At 59.4% G+C, this 16,701-nt stretch carries 12 protein-coding genes; 11 read left to right on the forward strand and 1 reads right to left on the reverse strand.

Annotated features, from left to right (window positions below):
* Positions 1–15: 15 nt before the first annotated feature.
* On the reverse strand, positions 16–1,008 hold the full coding sequence (locus AB1724_16740; protein MEW6079456.1) for a class I SAM-dependent methyltransferase: 993 nt from the start codon (positions 1,006–1,008) through the stop codon (positions 16–18).
* Positions 1,009–1,609: 601 nt separating this feature from the next.
* Here AB1724_16740 and AB1724_16745 point away from each other — a divergent pair.
* The 11 genes from AB1724_16745 (at position 1,610) to AB1724_16795 (ending at position 16,694) form a co-directional block, all read left to right on the forward strand.
* Positions 1,610–2,260 carry a TetR/AcrR family transcriptional regulator gene (locus AB1724_16745; GenBank protein MEW6079457.1) on the forward strand — a complete coding sequence of 217 codons (651 nt, stop codon included), beginning with the start codon at positions 1,610–1,612 and terminating at the stop codon, positions 2,258–2,260.
* A gap of 34 nt (positions 2,261–2,294) precedes the next feature.
* The gene (locus tag AB1724_16750) at positions 2,295–4,427 is read left to right on the forward strand and encodes an SDR family NAD(P)-dependent oxidoreductase (protein ID MEW6079458.1); all 2,133 of its coding nucleotides are present in this window, start codon (positions 2,295–2,297) and stop codon (positions 4,425–4,427) included.
* 70 nt (positions 4,428–4,497) lie between these two features.
* Complete coding sequence (locus tag AB1724_16755) at positions 4,498–7,248, forward strand: SDR family NAD(P)-dependent oxidoreductase (GenBank protein MEW6079459.1); 2,751 nt, start codon at positions 4,498–4,500, stop codon at positions 7,246–7,248.
* A gap of 13 nt (positions 7,249–7,261) precedes the next feature.
* On the forward strand, positions 7,262–8,470 hold the full coding sequence (locus AB1724_16760; protein ID MEW6079460.1) for an acetyl-CoA acetyltransferase: 1,209 nt from the start codon (positions 7,262–7,264) through the stop codon (positions 8,468–8,470).
* A 232-nt stretch (positions 8,471–8,702) separates the two neighbouring features.
* Positions 8,703–9,857: an acyl-CoA dehydrogenase family protein gene (locus AB1724_16765; GenBank protein ID MEW6079461.1), complete on the forward strand. Its 1,155-nt coding sequence runs from the start codon at positions 8,703–8,705 to the stop codon at positions 9,855–9,857.
* 30 nt (positions 9,858–9,887) lie between these two features.
* Positions 9,888–11,033: an acyl-CoA dehydrogenase family protein gene (locus tag AB1724_16770; protein MEW6079462.1), complete on the forward strand. Its 1,146-nt coding sequence runs from the start codon at positions 9,888–9,890 to the stop codon at positions 11,031–11,033.
* Positions 11,034–11,323: 290 nt separating this feature from the next.
* Positions 11,324–12,475, forward strand: coding sequence for a CaiB/BaiF CoA-transferase family protein (locus AB1724_16775; GenBank protein MEW6079463.1), 1,152 nt, complete (start codon positions 11,324–11,326; stop codon positions 12,473–12,475).
* A complete protein-coding gene (locus tag AB1724_16780) occupies positions 12,472–13,110 on the forward strand; it encodes a succinate dehydrogenase cytochrome b subunit (GenBank protein ID MEW6079464.1) in 639 nt (212 codons plus the stop codon). The genes AB1724_16775 and AB1724_16780 overlap by 4 nt, the downstream gene beginning before the upstream one ends.
* Before the next feature lie 15 nt (positions 13,111–13,125).
* Positions 13,126–15,039, forward strand: coding sequence for a fumarate reductase/succinate dehydrogenase flavoprotein subunit (locus AB1724_16785; protein MEW6079465.1), 1,914 nt, complete (start codon positions 13,126–13,128; stop codon positions 15,037–15,039).
* Entirely contained in the window at positions 15,039–15,794 is a 756-nt protein-coding gene (locus AB1724_16790) for a succinate dehydrogenase/fumarate reductase iron-sulfur subunit (GenBank protein MEW6079466.1), read from the forward strand. Before AB1724_16785 ends, AB1724_16790 begins: the two co-directional genes overlap by 1 nt.
* Positions 15,795–16,019: 225 nt before the next feature.
* On the forward strand, positions 16,020–16,694 hold the full coding sequence (locus AB1724_16795) for a metallophosphoesterase family protein (protein ID MEW6079467.1): 675 nt from the start codon (positions 16,020–16,022) through the stop codon (positions 16,692–16,694).
* Positions 16,695–16,701: the final 7 nt, after the last annotated feature.

Raw genomic sequence — 16,701 nt, forward strand, 5'->3', positions numbered from 1 at the left:
CGTCGTTAGGAGGCTTCATATTTTCCGGGCCACCAGCACCTCCACCGGCAGAAAGTCGGACGGTCCGGGGTAGATCCTGACCTGCTCCATGCCGGCCGGCTCCAGGAACTTCATCCACACGGCGGCGGACACGTTTCGCCAGTAGCCCTGGTCGTTCATTTTCCCGGCCATTTTGGCCCAGCGGATCTGCCAGGGGATGAAATCCAGGGCCACCGGCCAGGCCAGGGGCGTGGTCAGGGCCAGCTTCAGCTTTCCCCAATGGCTGCGGGCTTTGTGAAAGTCGATCTTGTCGGTCATGGCCGAGGCGACCAGATGGCCGCCGATTTTTACGCAGCGGGCGATCTCCCGCAGGATCAGGGGCTGCTCCTCGATGGTGGCGTAGTTGCCGGTCAGGGAAAAGATGATGACATCCTGTGAGCCCGTAGCCAGGGGCGCGGCCTGGCGGAAGTCCCACTTGCGGATGGCCGTCATTTCCGGGGTGAGGATCCCGTCGCTCACCAGGGTGGCCACGGTCCGGCGCAGGCTGGCCAGACTGTTTTCGTCAAATTCGGTCATCATGATCCGGGCGTCCGGCCTGGCCAGGCGCAGATATTGTTTATCGATTTCCCGCCAGGTGCCCCTTATTTTTGCGGGCGCCGTTGACGCAAACACGCCCGTAGCCAGTCCGACCTTGATCAGGTCCCGGCCGCTGCCGGCCGACAGGATGCTGATGACGCGGGTCTGCTCCGGTTCCAGCAGGCCCAGGGCTTTTTCGATGTTGCCCCAGAAGCCCCGCCGTTTGAGGCCTTCGTACCACTCATAGCGGAACATCTCCTGGTACATCTGGCTCTTTTTGTCCCGGCGCCGGGTGGTGGACAGGTAACTTCCCCAGACCTCGTCCTCGATCCGCCGCACTTCCGGATTTTGAGGCGGACATATGGGAAAATCCCCGGCCAGTTCATTATATATATCTTCCGGTATAAAGCCGTTCTCATCCGCCAGTGACTCCACTTCCTGCCAGGTTTTCATCGTTAGTCAATCCTTACGGAACATTGTCGATATTAAACAAGGGTTGCGGCCGGAATAACCATTTTTTAGCCGCTGCTGATTAGTGGGTGTCGATATTATCATGAACTATTAAGAAATCAAATAGTTGTTGCCCAGTTTTACCCGGTCCGTGGCAGCGCCGCCGAGCGAGGGCGGTTTTTTCGGACAAAGCGGGCCGACTGTTTGAGTCCCGCAAAGCGGGACGAGTTTCTGCCCGCGCCGAAAAAACGCCTGAGCGAGGGGCGTCACGCCCCGGGCGTGACCGGCGGTGCCGGGTCATGTTTCTTTTGGTACTTTTCTTTGCGTCAAAGGAAAGTACACACCACTCCAAAGAAAAGTACAAACCAAAGAACACATAAAAACAAATACTTATAAAGAAACCAGAAACGAACCCAAAACAACAAAAAATTCTAAAAAAAATATAAAAAATATTCTTGACAGCCGGGCCAGCCCGGCGTAATAATCTCTCCATCAATCGATGGAAACATGCATTTGGATACATCGTATGGAAGCAAACGCTGTGATTTCCCCTGACTATTCTCAATATGCGGTCCTCGCGGACGACAATCGGAGATAACCGTACATGCCCACCACGCTTCAGAAAGCCCTCTCCAATCCCGATTCCATGAAAGCCCGCATCTTTTCCTCGGCTCAGAAGCTTTTTGCCGAATACGGATACGACGGCACCACCACCCGCATGATCGCCAAGGATGTGGGTATCGATATTTCCACTTTGTATTACCACTGGGGGGAGAAAAAAGAACTCTACCAGGCGGTGCTGGAGCATTTCAACAACGACATCGACAAGAAATTGAAATCCGTGGAAGGCGTGGTCCGGGGCAAGTCCATGAACACCCGGCTGCAGGTGGCCATCGACGAGATGTGCGACTATCTTTTTGCCAATATCGACGTCACCCGCCTGATCCTGTTCAGTTCCTTCATGCGCTCCAAGGAAACCGAGGAACTGGGCGTGGCCATATCGGACTATATTTCCAATATCGCCGTGTCCATGGGGCTGGCCATGGACAAGAGCAGCATCACGCCCATTGCCAAGGCCAGGGTCATGGCCATGGTTCTGTCCCTGTTCAGCTTCACCTCCGGAGAGAAGTTTCTGCGCCCCATTCTCGGGGTGGAACAGGCCCAGTACGTTGAGATCATCAAGGACACGTTGCGGTTTATTCTGATCCCGGCCTTTACTCAGGAAGGGCAGAAAAATAATAAAGCGGCAAGTTGAGGCAATCATCATCATTATAAAAAGGAGGTAGGTTATGGCGTTAAAGCTGGATGCCGTAGGGAAAAAGCTGGACCCGGTAACCAGGGATTACACCTGGAAGGACGTGGTGCTTTACGCGCTGGGTGTGGGAGCGGGCTTTTCAAACCTGGAATACTGCTACGAAAAGGATTTGAAGGTCATTCCCAGCTTTTCTATTGCGGCGATTTTCGACTTTCTGACCCAGATCGCGATCCACACGGATCTCAATCTGGCCGGGCTGCTCCATGCCGAGCAGGAACTGATTTTTCATAACCCCATTCCCAGAGAAGGGAAGCTGAAAACAGAGGGCAAGGTATCGCACATTTACGACAAGGGCGACAAGGGCGCCATTATCGTTGGTGAGAGTGATACCTGGCATTCCAGCGGCGAGAAGCTGTTCACCAGCATCATCACCCTGTTTGCCCGTTTTGACGGCGGATTCGGCGGCGAGAACGCCCCCAAGAACCCGGTGGTCATTCCCGACCGCAAGCACGACCTGGAAGCCGACGCCCAGCCCGGACCGGACCAGCCCCTGCTGTACCGCCTGTCCGGCGACATCAACCCCCTGCACGTGGACAAGGATTTCGCCAAAATGGCCGGCTTCAAGCAGCCGATCCTGCACGGCCTGTGCACCCACGGGTTCGCCTGCCGCCTGCTCATCGAAAAACTCATCCCGGGACAGCCGGAAAAGGCCCGCCGCATGGCCTGCCGCTTCTCCAAGACACTGCTGCCGGGCGATCCCATCAAGCTCCTCATCTGGAAGGAGAAAGAGGGCCTGGCTTACTGGCGCGTGATCAACACCAAGACCGGTGACACCGTCATCGATCTGGGCGTATTTGAATACGGCGATGTTCCCAAGGACGAAATCCGCTTTGACGGCCGCGTGGCCATTGTCACCGGCGCCGGCGGCGGCCTGGGCCGTACCTATGCCCTGGAACTGGGCAAGCGCGGGGCCAAGGTGGTGGTCAACGACCTGGGCGGATCCCGCGACGGCTCCGGCAAAGGCTCATCATCGGCCGCCGACAAGGTGGTCGAAGAGATCAAGGCGGCCGGCGGCGAAGCGGTGGCCAATTACGACAACGTGGCCACGGCCGAAGGCGGCGCCAACATCGTCAAGACGGCCGTGGACGCGTTCGGCACGGTCGACATCGTCATCAACAACGCCGGTATTCTGCGGGACAAGAGCTTCCTGAAAATGGAACCGGAAAACTGGGACGCGGTCATGAACGTTCACTTAAACGGCGCTTACAACGTCACCCGGCCGGCCTTCCAGATCATGAAGGAAAAGGGTTACGGCCGCATCATCATGACCACCTCGGCCGCCGGCCTGTACGGCAACTTCGGCCAGACCAACTACTCATCGGCCAAGATGGCCCTGGTCGGCTTCATGAATACCCTTAAGCTTGAGGGCGGCAAATACAACGTCAAGGTCAACACCATTGCCCCCATCGCGGCCTCCCGCCTGACCGAAGACATCATGCCGCCGGACGTGTTCGCCAAGATGGATCCGGAATACGTCAGCGCCATGACCCTGTACCTGTGCAGCGACCGGTGCGACGTCAACGGCAACATCTATAACGCCGGCATGGGCTTCTTTAACCGGGCGGCCATGGTCACCGGCCCCGGCGCGGTGCTCAAGCCCAAAACGGGCGAGTTTCCCACAGCCGAAGACATTCGCGACAACATGCGTCAGATCGCTTCCTTAAAGAACGGTAAAGCCTATTATCAGCTCAACGATCAGGTCGGCGATGCCATGACGTACCTGATGTCGCCGCCCAAGGCGGAGGTTGAGGCCCCGGCGGCGGCTGCCGCGGCGGCTCCGGCGGCCGCGGGTTCGGTCAAGGATTATTTTGCCACCATGACCGACCATTTCGTCAAGGAAGCGGCCAAGGGCGTGGATGTCATCTTCAACTTCATCATCTCCGGCGGCGGCGGCGGGGACTGGCATTGCGTCATCAAGGACCAGACCTGTACCGTCAACAGCGGCGCGGCCGGCAAGGCCACCTGCACCATCAAGATGGCCGACGGGGATTTCCTGGATATGATGTCCGGCAAGCTGGCTCCCATGAAGGCTTATTCCTCCGGCAAGCTGGTGATCGAAGGCGACGTCATGAAATCGCAGCTGATCGAGAAGGTGTTCAAAAAATAATGAGCCGGTAAGTTGAGAAGAGCGGAAACGCTGAATCATCAACCGGAAATTTAACAAGGAGACATATAAAATGATCGGTATTACTTCTTATGGCGCGTTTGTTCCGCGTTACCGGCTGAGCCGCAGCTCCATTTTCCAGACCATGGGCTGGTTCGCTCCGGCGATCATGATGGTCGCCCAGGGCGAGCGTTCCATGTGCAACTGGGATGAGGACACCATCACCATGGCGGTCGGCGCGGCGCGGGATTGTCTGAAAGGATACGACAAAAAGCAGCTGGACGGCCTGTACCTGGCCTCCACCAGCCTGCCGTTTTTCGACCGGCAGAACGCCGGCATCATCACCACGGCCCTGAATCTGAGCGAGCACATCGCCACCGCGGACTTTACTTCTTCCCAGCGGGCCGGGACGTCGGCATTGATTCACGCCGTCGAATCGGTCAAGAGCGGGGAAAAGAAAAACGTCATGGTCGTGGGCAGCGACGCCCGGGAAACCAAGCCCGGCTATTTTTACGAAATGTGGTATGGCGACGGCGCCGCCGCCGTGGCCGTCGGCTCGACGGACGTGATCGCCGAGTACAAGGGGTCTTTCTCCCTGACCCGGGATTTCGTGGACCATTACAAGGGCAAGGGCCGGCGTTTTGATTATTACTGGGAAGAACGCTGGCTGCGGGATGAAGGCTTTTCCAAGATTATTCCCGAGGCGGTCAAGGGGCTGTTCGACAAGACCGGCCTCACCGGCAAGGACGTTGACAAGTTTGTCTTCCCCTGCGTGTTCACCAAGGACCGGAAAAGCATCGCCAAGAAGTGCGGCATCGATCCCGCCGCGGTCACCGACGGCCTGCATGAGGTCTGCGGCGAAACCGGCACGGCCCACGCCCTGCTGATGCTGGCCGCGGCCCTGGATGATGCCAAGCCGGGCCAGACCATTGTGGTGGCCGGATTCGGCCAGGGCTGCGACGTCCTGTGCTTCAAGACCACCGACAATATCGCCAAGGCTTCCACCCGGGACGGCGCCAAAGGCGCCCTGGAGAAGAAACTCTCCATTGACAATTACGCCAAGTTCCTGGTTTTCCGCCAGTTGATCGAACCGGATATGGGCATCCGCGCCGAAGCGCCTCTGCAGACGGCCCTGACGGCCCTCTACCGCAACCGCAAGATGCTCCTCGGACTGGTGGGCGGCAAGTGCGCCAAGTGCGGCACGGCCCAGTTCCCCAAAACCAAGGTCTGCGTCAATCCGGGCTGCGGCGCCACCAACACCCAGGAGGAGCATGAGTTCGCCGACCAGCCGGCCCGGATCAAGACCTTTACCGGCGACATGCTGTCGGTCAGCGTCGATCCGCCCAACATCTACGGCATGGTCGAGTTCGTCAACGGCGGCCGCATGATGGCCGATTTCACCGACTGCACCATCGACGACGTCAAGGTCGGCCTGCCGGTGGAAATGGTCTTCCGCCGCCGGGTAGTGGATCCGGAACGCAAGTTCTCCTCTTACTTCTGGAAAGCCAAACCCGTGGTCGGGGCCATGTCCGATCTGGACAAAATCAGCCTGGCCGGCCGGGTGGCGGTCATCACCGGCGCCGGCGGCGGTCTGGGCCGGGCCTATGCCCTGGAGTTCGCCAGACGCGGGGCCAAGGTGGTGGTGAATGACCTGGGCGGCTCCCGTGACGGGTCCGGCAAGGGTTCCGCCACGCCCGCCGAAGCGGTCGTCAAGGAGATCAAGGACCTGGGCGGCGAAGCCGTCGCCAACTACGATAACGTGGCCACGGCCGAGGGCGGCGAGAACATCATCAAGGCCGCCGTGGCGGCTTTCGGCACCGTCGATATCGTCATCAACAACGCCGGCATCCTGCGCGACAAGAGCTTCCTCAAGATGGAACCGGAGAACTGGGACGCGGTCCTGGCGGTCCATCTCAAGGGCGCTTACAACGTCACCCGTCCGGCCTTCGCCATCATGAAGGAAAAGGGCTACGGCCGCATCGTCATGACCACCTCCGGGGCGGGTCTGTACGGCAACTTCGGCCAGACCAACTACTCCTCGGCCAAGATGGGCCTGGTCGGCTTCATGAACACCCTCAAGCTGGAAGGGGGCAAGTACAACATCAAGATCAACACCATCGCGCCCCTGGCTGCCTCCCGGCTGACCGAAGACATCATGCCGCCGGAGATCTTCGCCAAGATGAAACCGGAATTCGTGGTGCCGCTGGTGACCTACCTGTCCAGCGAGGAGTGCGAGTCCAACGGCAGCATCTTCAACGCCGGTATGGGCTACTTCAACCGGGCCGCCGTCATGACCGGCAACACCGTCCAGATCGGCAGCAAGGACAAACTGCCCACGCCCGAGGACATCCACAAGAACTGGGACGCCATCAACAGCCTGGAAGGGGCCAAGGAACTGTCCGACCTCAATTCCGCCATGATGGACCTGCTGACCGGTCCCAAGCCGGCCGGCGCAGCCGCCGAGGCCAAACCGGCCGCCGGCGGAGCGCCCGCGGGCGGCGACGTCACCCCCCAGGCGGTCTTTGACATGATGCCCAGCGTCTTTAAGAAGGACGCCGCGGCCGGCGTGGACGTGGTCTTCCAGTACTGCATCGCCGGTCCCACCGGCGGCGACTGGAACGTCACCGTCAAGGACCAGGCCTGCACCGTGGCCCAGGGCAAGGCGGGCAAGGCGACCTGCACCATCAAGATGAAGGACGACGATTTCGTCAAGATGGTCACCGGCCAGCTCAACCCCATGAAGGCCTATTCGTCCGGCGCCCTGGTCATCGAGGGCGATATCATGAAATCTCAGCTTCTTGAAAAGCTGTTTTCCTTAAAATAGGGAGGATGAACACATGGCTACAGGTATCAGAGATAAAGTAGCGATTATCGGTATGGGCTGCACCAAGTTCGGAGAACGCTGGGATGCCAACGGCGAAGACCTGATCGTGGAGGCCTTTGAAGAGTGCCTGGCCGATTCCGGCCTGGAGAAAAAAGATATTCAGGCGGCCTGGTTCGGCACCTGCCTGGAAGAAATTAACGTCGGCAAAACCGGCATGCCCCTGTCGACCACCCTGCGGCTGCCCATGATCCCGGTCACCCGGGTGGAAAACTACTGCGCCACCGGCACCGAGGCCTTCCGCGGGGCGGTTTACGCGGTGGCTTCCGGCGCCTATGACATCTGTCTGGCCCAGGGCCTGGAAAAGCTGAAAGACACCGGCTACGGCGGACTGCCCAGCCCCGGGTCCGGCGCCGGCTCCCTGACCTGGCAGTGGTGGCCGAACATTTCCGCGCCGGGCTGCTTCGCGCAGCTGGCCAGCGCCTATTGCGCCAAGTACAAGGTTTCGGACAAGGACCTGAAGCAGGCCATCGCTCATGTTTCCTTCAAGAGCCACGCCAACGGCGCCTTGAACCCCAAGGCCCACCTGCAGAAGGCCGTCACCATGGACCAGATCCTGGGGTCGCCGATCATCGCCCACCCCCTGGGACTGTTCGACTGCTGCGGGGTGAGCGACGGTTCGGCCTGCGCCATCGTGACCACGCCGGAAATCGCCAAGAAGCTGGGGAAAAAGGAAATCATCAGCGTCAAGGCCCTGCAGGTGGCCCTGAGCAGCGGCGAGGAAGTCGGCTACAACGAGTGGGCCGGCGATCATTTCATGACCACCTCCGTGGCCAGCACCCGGGCATACGCGGAAGCCGGCATCAAGGACCCGAAGAAGGAAATCAGCATGATGGAAGTCCATGACTGCTTCTCCATCACCGAGCTGGTCACCTACGAGGACCTGCACATTTCCGAGCGCGGCCAGGCCTGGAAGGACGCCTTGAACGGCATGTACGACCGGGACGGCCAGGTTCCCTGCCAGGTTGACGGCGGGCTGAAGTGCTTCGGCCATCCCATCGGCGCCTCGGGCCTGCGGATGCTGTATGAAATGTACCTGCAGCTCCTGGGCCGGGCGGACAAACGTCAGCTCAAAGATCCGAAATTCGGACTGACCCATAACCTCGGCGGGTTCCCGTTCCAGAACATCTGCGCCATTTCCATCATCGGCAAGTACGGCGCCTAAGGGACCGGACCGGCGAAAACGGTCATTAACGGAAAAGACAGGGGAGGCGGTTTTCCGTCTCCCCTGTTTCTCCAATAATAAAAGCCATAATTCGGATGGCAAAGTAAAAAGTTCAAGATCAAGGCGCCGCAAAGCTCGATGAGTGCAGCGTACTAACCGTACGTGAAACTCGAAAGAGATGCAGCGCAACGCAGAGATTGAGCTTTTTACGAAGCCATCGCGTGGGGGACCAATGAATTTCGACTTAGACAAATCACAGAAGGAGATCCAGAAGGCCGTCCGGGATTTCACCAAGGGGGAATTCGACAAGGACCTGGGCCTGGACCTGGAAAAAGAAGGCAGGTACCCCGCCGATGTCCTGGCGGCAGCCTGCGAACTCGGGTTTATCGGTATCCATTTTCCGGAAAAATATGCCGGCGCCGGCATGGGCCTGTTTGAAAACTGCCTGATCGCCGAGGAATTGTGCCGCAAGGATTCCACCCTGGGGCTGGCGCTGATTCTGTCCGGTTACGGCGCGGAGTGCGTCCTGCGCTTCGGCGGTGATACCCAGAAAGCAAAATACCTGGCGCCCGTGGCCGAGGGCAAGATGCTTTCCGGAGCGGCTTTTCTGGAAGCGGGGCAGGGATTTGACCTGCGCAATCCCCAGACCACGGCCAAAAAAGACGGCGACGGCTGGATCATCAACGGCGGCAAGTCCCTGGTGTTAAACGGCGGCACGGCCGGGTTCTACATTGTGCTGTGCCGGACCGACGACGCCGCGGCTACGCCGGACAAACGCCTGAGCATGTTTATCGTGGACGCCAAACTGCCGGGGATATCCTGTCAGAACGTGGGCCGCCGCATGAGCTGCAACATGCTCTCGGCCGCTGACGTCACCTTTACCAACGTCAAGATCGGCGCTGACGGCTTGCTCGGAAAGGAAGGCGCCGGTTTTGCCCAGGTCAACGCCTATCTGAGCGAACTGCGGGTTCTGCTGGCGGCCATGGCCGTGGGCATTGCCCAGGGCGCCTATGAAAAGGCCCTGGACTACATCAAGCAGCGGGAGCAGTTCGGCAAGAAGCTGGCCATGTTCCATATCACCTGGCACAAGGTGGCCGACATGGTCGCCCGTATTGAATATGCCAGAACCCTGACCTACCGGGCCGCCTGGACCTTTGATCAGGGCAAGCTGGATGCGGGCCTGGCCGCCATGACCAAGATGACGGCCGCCAAGGCGGCCATGGCGGTAACCTATGAGGCGATCCAGCTCTACGGCGGTTACGGATTCATGACCGAATACGAAGTGGAGCATTTTTACCGGGACGCCAAGTTCATCGACCTGTTCGCCGGCGCCGTTGGTGTCCAGAAGGACATTATCGCGGAAGCCATTGTCGGAAAAATCAAATAACGCATGGGTTACGCCTGAAGGAGGATGGGTATGGATATACTGCATTATACGGAAGCGCACGAAGATTTCCGCAAGCGGCTCCGCGAATTCTGTCAGAAGGAGATCGTCCCCAACGTGGACCAGTGGGAAAAGGATCACATCGTGCCCAAGAGCGCCTGGAAGAAAATGGGCCAGGCAGGGTTTCTTTGCACCAACGCCCCCAAGCAGTACGGCGGGCATGGACTTGACTTTCTTTATTCGGTGATCGTGGCCGAGGAACTGGCCCGGACCAACCACACCGGTCTGGCCGCTCCCCTGCACAGTGATATCGTGGTGCCTTACATCGTTTCCTACGGTTCGGAGGAGATCAAGAAAAAATACATCCCCGGCTGCGCCACCGGCGACATCATCACGGCCGTGGCCATGACCGAACCGGACGCCGGCAGCGACGTGGCCGCCATGACCACCACGGCGACCGATGACGGCGATATGGTCGAGATCAACGGTTCCAAGACTTTCATCACCAACGGTATCAACTGCGACCTGGTGGTGGTGGCGGCCAAGGACCCCAAGGCCGATAACCCCCATCAGGCGGTTTCGCTTTACATCGTCGAGGACGGCACGCCCGGCTTCACCCGCGGCCGGCACCTGGAAAAGATGGGTTTCCACAGCCAGGACACGGCCGAACTCTTTTTCACCAACTGCCGCATCCCCAAGACCAACATCCTGGGGCAGAAAAACATGGGCTTTATCATGCTCATGGAAAAGCTCCAGCAGGAGCGGCTGGTCTGCGCCGTCATGGCCCAGTTCGCGGTGGAGATCATGGTCGAGGCCGTGATCGGGTACTGCCAGTCCACCAAGGACGCCGCCGGAAAGCCCTACTCCAAGCACCAGGCCATCAACTTCCAGCTGGTGGAGATGATGACCGAGGCCCACATCGGCCGGATCTTCATGGAAAAACTGGTGGCCGACCACATGGAAGGCAAGAACGTGGTCCGGGAAACCTGCATGGCCAAGTACTGGCACACGGACCTGACCCAGAAGGTCTCCAACCAGGTGCTGGACCTGATCGGCGAAGAAGGCACGGCCGAGCGCAGCATGATCCTGCGCGGCTGGCGGGACCTGCGGGTGCTGCCCATTTTCGCCGGCACCAACGAAATTATGAAACTGGTCGTAGGCAAAATGTCGGGACTTTAAAAAATAAGTGATTAAGTTTTAAGTTTTAAGTGGTTAAGTGTTAAGTTTTAAGTGGTTAAGTGTTAAGTTTTAAGTGGTTAAGTTTTAAGGGCTAAGTGATTAAGTGGTTAGGGCGGTTAGGTGCTATGTGATTGGATGTCCGGGTGTTTTTGTGTTTAGGTGATTAGATGATTAGGTGGTTGAACGGAATACTATTCACGACAATCTTTTCATCACTTAAAACTTAACACTTAACACTTAAAACTTAAAACTTAACCACTTAATCACAGATAAAAACGGAGAAGATAATTATGTTGAAAAATGGCGCCCTGACCGGAATTAAAGTGATCGATCTCTCCCGGCTCCTGCCCGGGCCGTATTGTTCCATGATCCTGGCGGATCACGGGGCGCGGGTGATCGCCGTTGAAGACAAGCGGTTCCTGGCGGACGGTCTGTTTTTAAACATCGTCAACCGGAACAAGCAGCACATCGCGCTGGATTTGAAGTCACCGAAGGGACAGGAAATTTTTTCCAAACTGGTGGCCGATGCCGACGTGGTGCTGGAAGGGTTCCGGCCCGGGGTGGTCGAAAAACTCGGCGTGGATTACAAGACGCTGGCCAAAAAGAATCCCCGCATCATTTACTGCTCCATCTCCGGCTACGGCCAGAGCGGCGCCTGCCGCGACCGCAGCGGCCATGACGTCAATTATCTGGCCATGTGCGGCGTGCTGGACCAGATCGGGCATGGGGATCAGCCGCCCTGCATCCCGGGCGTGCAGTTCGCCGACATCGCCGGCGGCGGCATGAACGCGGCCATCGGTATCCTCATGGCCCTTGTCGCCCGGGAAAAAACCGGCCGGGGCCAGTACATCGACATTTCCATGACCGACTCCATGCTGGCTTTCATGCCCGCGGCCCTGTTCATGTACCAGATGGCCGGCATCTGGCCGGACCGGGGCAGCGCCGTGCTGTCCCACCGTTACGCTTTTTACAACACTTACCGGACCAAAGACGGCCGGGATATCTCCATCGGCGCCCTGGAGCACCGCTTCTGGAAAAACCTCTGCCAGCACCTGGGCGTGGCCGAATTCATCCCCCTGCAATATGACGAAATCCGGCGCCAGGAGATCATCGACCGGGTGCGGTCGATTTTCGCATCCAAGACCCTGGCCGAATGGAAAGAGAGCCTGGACGGCGTGGACTGCTGCTGGGCCCCGGTCCAGACGTTCGCCGAAGTGCTGGATGACCCCTTCTTTGCCGAGCGGGAGATGGTGGTCGCGACCGGCGATCCCGACCCCAAGCGGGCCAAGACCATGGGCGTGGCGGTGAAATTGAGCGATACCCCCGGCGCTGTCCGCACCCTGCCCGACAATTTCGGTGAAAGCACGACTGCGGTGCTGCGTGAGCTGGGCTACAGCGACGAAGAAATCAAGCAACTTTCTGAAAGCGGAGTGACCATATGAACCCCCTGTTGACGGTTTTTACCTCTTCCATCGGCAAGAAACTGCTGATGGCCGTGACCGGCTTCTGTTTCTGCGGATTTCTGGTGGTGCACCTGATCGGCAACCTGACCGTATACGGCGGCAGCGAGACTTTCAGCGCCTATGTCGAGCATCTGCACTCCCTGGGCGTGCTCATCAACGTGGCCGAACTGGGACTGGTGCTGCTGGCGCTGGTACACGTCACCACCGGGACAGTCCTCTTTTACCAGAACTGGCGTTCCCGGCCGGTGCGGTACGCTGTCCGGAAAAGCTCCGGGGGCCGCACCATCGGGTCGGCCACCATGCCCTATACCGGGTTTTTCATTCTGGTGTTCCTGGTGATCCATCTCATCGGGTTCCGCCTGGAAGTGAACTCGGGCCGGTCGGTTTACGAGATCATGACCGGCGCCTTCACCTCGCCGCTGACGGTCGCTGTCTATGTGATGGCCGTGCTGGTGGTGGCAATCCATATCAGCCACGGCTTCTGGAGCCTGTTTCAGACCGTAGGCTTCAACCACGCCAAGTATTCGCCCCTGATCGCCAGGGCCGGCCTGGCGTTCGCGGCGGTGGTGGCGGCGGGTTTCGGCCTGATACCGGTTTATCTGATAATGATATAATGTGAGGACAACAACATGAAACTTGATGCCCATATTCCCGGTGGGCCCCTGGCGGAAAAGTGGGACCGGCACCGGTTTGAACTGAAACTGGTCAACCCGGCCAACAAGCGGAAATTCACCATCATCGTGGTGGGCACCGGCCTGGCCGGCGGCTCGGCCGCCGCCAGCCTGGCGGAGCTGGGTTATAACATCAAGTGCTTCTGCATCCAGGACAGCCCCCGCCGGGCCCACAGCATCGCGGCCCAGGGCGGCATCAACGCCGCCAAGAACTACCAGAACGACGGCGACAGCATCCGGCGGCTCTTCTACGATACCATCAAGGGCGGCGACTTCCGGGCCCGGGAAGCTAACGTTTTCCGCCTGGCCCAGCTCAGCACCAGCATCATCGACCAGTGCGTGGCCCAGGGCGTGCCCTTTGCCCGGGAATACGGCGGCCTGCTGGCCAACCGCTCCTTTGGCGGGGCCCAGGTTTCCCGCACCTTTTACGCCCGGGGCCAGACCGGCCAGCAGCTCCTGCTGGGCGCCTACGGGGCTCTGTCCCGGCAGATCCAGACCGGCAAGGTGGAGATGTTTCCCCGCCGGGAAATGCTGGACCTGGTGCTGGTCGACGGTAAGGCCCGGGGCATCACCGTCCGCAACATGATCACCGGCGATATCGAATCCCACGCCGCACACGCCGTGGTGCTGTGCACCGGCGGGTACGCCAATGTGTTTTATCTGTCCACCAACGCCATGGCCAGCAATGTCACCGCCGCCTTCCGGGCTTATAAGAAAGGAGCGGGGTTCGCCAATCCCTGCTTTACCCAGATCCACCCCACCTGTATCCCGGTCCACGGCGATTACCAGTCCAAGCTGACCCTGATGAGCGAGAGTCTGAGAAACGACGGCCGGGTCTGGGTGCCGAAAAAGCCCGGCGACAAGCGGCCGCCCCATCAGATACCGGAGGACGAGCGCGATTACTACCTGGAGAAGAAGTATCCCAGCTTCGGCAACCTGGTGCCCCGGGACGTGGCCTCCCGTAACGCCAAGGAACAGTGCGACAAAGGCAAGGGCGTGGGTGACACCGGCCTGGCGGTTTACCTGGATTTTGCCGACGCCATCAAGCGCGACGGCCGGGACGTCATCGCCCGCAAGTACGGCAACCTCTTTGCCATGTATGAGAAGATTACCGACGACAACCCTTATGAAACGCCCATGATGATCTATCCGGCGGTCCATTACACCATGGGCGGCCTGTGGGTGGATTACAACCTCATGAGCAACCTGGAAGGACTGTTCGTGCTGGGCGAAGCCAATTTCTCCGACCACGGGGCCAACCGCCTGGGCGCCAGCGCCCTGATGCAGGGCCTGGCCGACGGCTACTTCGTCATTCCCTATACCATCGGCGGATACCTGGCCGGCACGGCCCTGCCGGCGGTTACGGCCGATCATCCGGCGTTTAAGGAATCCGCGTCCGCGACCCGGTCCTTTACCGACAGGCTGCTGGCCATAAAAGGCAAGCGCACGGTGGACGATTTCCACCGGGAGCTGGGCCGGATCATGTGGGACCACTGCGGCATGGCCCGCAACGACGCCGGCCTGACCAGGGCCGTCGGCCTGATCCGGGACCTGCGCCAATCCTTCTGGAAAGACGTGCTGGTGCCCGGCGCGGCGGCCGATCTGAACCAGTCCCTGGAGAAAGCCGGCCGGGTTGCCGATTTCCTGGAGTTTGCCGAGATCATGGTCGAGGACGCCCTGGCCCGGCGGGAATCCTGCGGCTGTCACTTCAACGAGGCTTACCAGACGGAGGAGAACGAGGCCCGGCGGGACGACGAAAACTTCACTCACGCGGCGGTCTGGGAATACGCCGGGGAAGGGAAGAAGCCGATTTTTCACAAGGAGCCGCTGGCATTTGAAAACGTGAAACTGTCGCAAAGGAGCTATAAATAATGAAGACCATCAATCTGACCTTGCGGGTGTGGCGTCAGGGCACCAGGGAAAGTAAAGGCAGGTTTGAAACATACCCGGCCAGGAACATCTCCACGGACATGTCCTTTCTGGAAATGATCGACGTGGTCAACGAGGAACTTACCCGCACGGGCCAGGAGCCCATCGCCTTCGACCATGACTGCCGCGAAGGCATCTGCGGCATGTGCGGCGCCATGGTCAACGGGTACGCCCACGGTCACCAGAAGGGCACCACCCTCTGCCAGCTTCACATGCGCCATTTTGACGACGGCGACACCCTGGTCATCGAGCCCTGGCGGTCCCGGGCTTTTAAGGTAATCAAAGACCTGATCGTCGACCGCAGCGCCTTTGACAAGATCATCCAGGCCGGCGGCTATGTCTCGGTCAACACCGGCGGGGTGCCGGACGGTAACGCCATTCCCGTTCCCCAGGAGATCGCGGAAAAAGCCATGGATGCCGCCGCCTGCATCGGCTGCGGCGCCTGCGTCGCCTCCTGTCCCAACGCCGCGGCCATGCTCTTTACCGGGGCCAAGATTTCCCAGCTGGCCCTGCTGCCCCAGGGCCGGCCCGAGGCCGCCCGGCGGGTGGCCGCCATGCTCAAAGTCCACGACGCCCTGGGCTTCGGCAACTGCACCAATGAGCGGGAATGCGAGGCGCGCTGCCCCAAGGAGATCTCCATCGTCAACATCGCCCGCATGAACCGGGAATTCCTGAAATCCGGGTTCCTGGCGGAATAGCCCCTACGATATTAAAGACGATGACCCCGAAAAAAGCTGCATGCCCGTGTCATTTCGAGCGTAGCGAGAAATCCCTGAAATATAACCTTTTGGAAAAAGATTTCTCCCTTCGGTCGAAATGACATAGCGATCATTCGTGACTTGTTAAGAAGTCATCAAGGTTATCTAAGCGAACAATGACCAATCAGGTAGACACGCTCTACCTGGTTATGCTAATTGGAATATATGGATAACCCCAGTGACAAGCGATCAATGGCCGTCGATCAAAACCATGAGACCTCCGCCCGGGTCGGCATCATGGCCGACAGCCACGGCCAGGTTCGCGCCCTGTCGGCCGGCATTTCTCTTCTCCAGCGCCAGGGATGCGATGTCCTCTATCACCTGGGCGATATCTGCGACTCGGCCTACCCGGACACCACCCGGGACTGCCTGGCCCTGATCGCCGAACATCACGTGCTGGCCGTCAAGGGCAATAACGAACACGCCATCGCCGTCAATCTTCAGGATTATGAAGATGATCCCGAGGCCATTCTGCTGGGATCTTTTCTGGAACGGTTGCCTCTGGTCCGGTCTGATGCCGGGGCGCTGTTCGCCCACTCCCTGCCGTTTGAAAACGAACTCGGCCTGTCGGCCATGGTGCGGGTCATGGAACCGCTGGCGGCCAACCTGTTTTTCAAAATGTACCCCGGCGAGGTGCTGTTCCGGGGCCACAGTCACTCTCCTGAAATCATTTATCCCCGTGACGGCCGGGCGGCCACCCGCTCCCTCCCCGTGGATGAGACCATTTCTTTGGCCGACCTGCGGCCCTGCGTGGTCACCTGCGGCGCCCTGATGGACGGCCTCTGCCTGGTCTGGGACCCGGCCGGCGACTGGATCCGTTCGTTGGCCTGTCAGGTTTAATTGGAGT

This window comes from Thermodesulfobacteriota bacterium (assembly GCA_040753795.1).
Classification (GTDB): domain Bacteria; phylum Desulfobacterota; class Desulfobacteria; order Desulfobacterales; family Desulfosudaceae; genus JBFMDX01.

What these genes read in the sequence shown, in the direction of transcription:
- AB1724_16750 (MEW6079458.1), top strand. Translation starts at nt 2,295, where the DNA reads ATGGCGTTAAAGCTGGATGCCGTAGGGAAAAAGCTGGACCCGGTAACC.
- AB1724_16755 (MEW6079459.1), top strand. Translation starts at nt 4,498, where the DNA reads ATGATCGGTATTACTTCTTATGGCGCGTTTGTTCCGCGTTACCGGCTG.
- AB1724_16790 (MEW6079466.1), top strand. Translation starts at nt 15,039, where the DNA reads ATGAAGACCATCAATCTGACCTTGCGGGTGTGGCGTCAGGGCACCAGG.
- AB1724_16740 (MEW6079456.1), bottom strand. Translation starts at nt 1,008, where the DNA reads ATGAAAACCTGGCAGGAAGTGGAGTCACTGGCGGATGAGAACGGCTTT.
- AB1724_16770 (MEW6079462.1), top strand. Translation starts at nt 9,888, where the DNA reads ATGGATATACTGCATTATACGGAAGCGCACGAAGATTTCCGCAAGCGG.
- AB1724_16795 (MEW6079467.1), top strand. Translation starts at nt 16,020, where the DNA reads ATGGATAACCCCAGTGACAAGCGATCAATGGCCGTCGATCAAAACCAT.
- AB1724_16745 (MEW6079457.1), top strand. Translation starts at nt 1,610, where the DNA reads ATGCCCACCACGCTTCAGAAAGCCCTCTCCAATCCCGATTCCATGAAA.
- AB1724_16775 (MEW6079463.1), top strand. Translation starts at nt 11,324, where the DNA reads ATGTTGAAAAATGGCGCCCTGACCGGAATTAAAGTGATCGATCTCTCC.
- AB1724_16765 (MEW6079461.1), top strand. Translation starts at nt 8,703, where the DNA reads ATGAATTTCGACTTAGACAAATCACAGAAGGAGATCCAGAAGGCCGTC.
- AB1724_16780 (MEW6079464.1), top strand. Translation starts at nt 12,472, where the DNA reads ATGAACCCCCTGTTGACGGTTTTTACCTCTTCCATCGGCAAGAAACTG.
- AB1724_16760 (MEW6079460.1), top strand. Translation starts at nt 7,262, where the DNA reads ATGGCTACAGGTATCAGAGATAAAGTAGCGATTATCGGTATGGGCTGC.
- AB1724_16785 (MEW6079465.1), top strand. Translation starts at nt 13,126, where the DNA reads ATGAAACTTGATGCCCATATTCCCGGTGGGCCCCTGGCGGAAAAGTGG.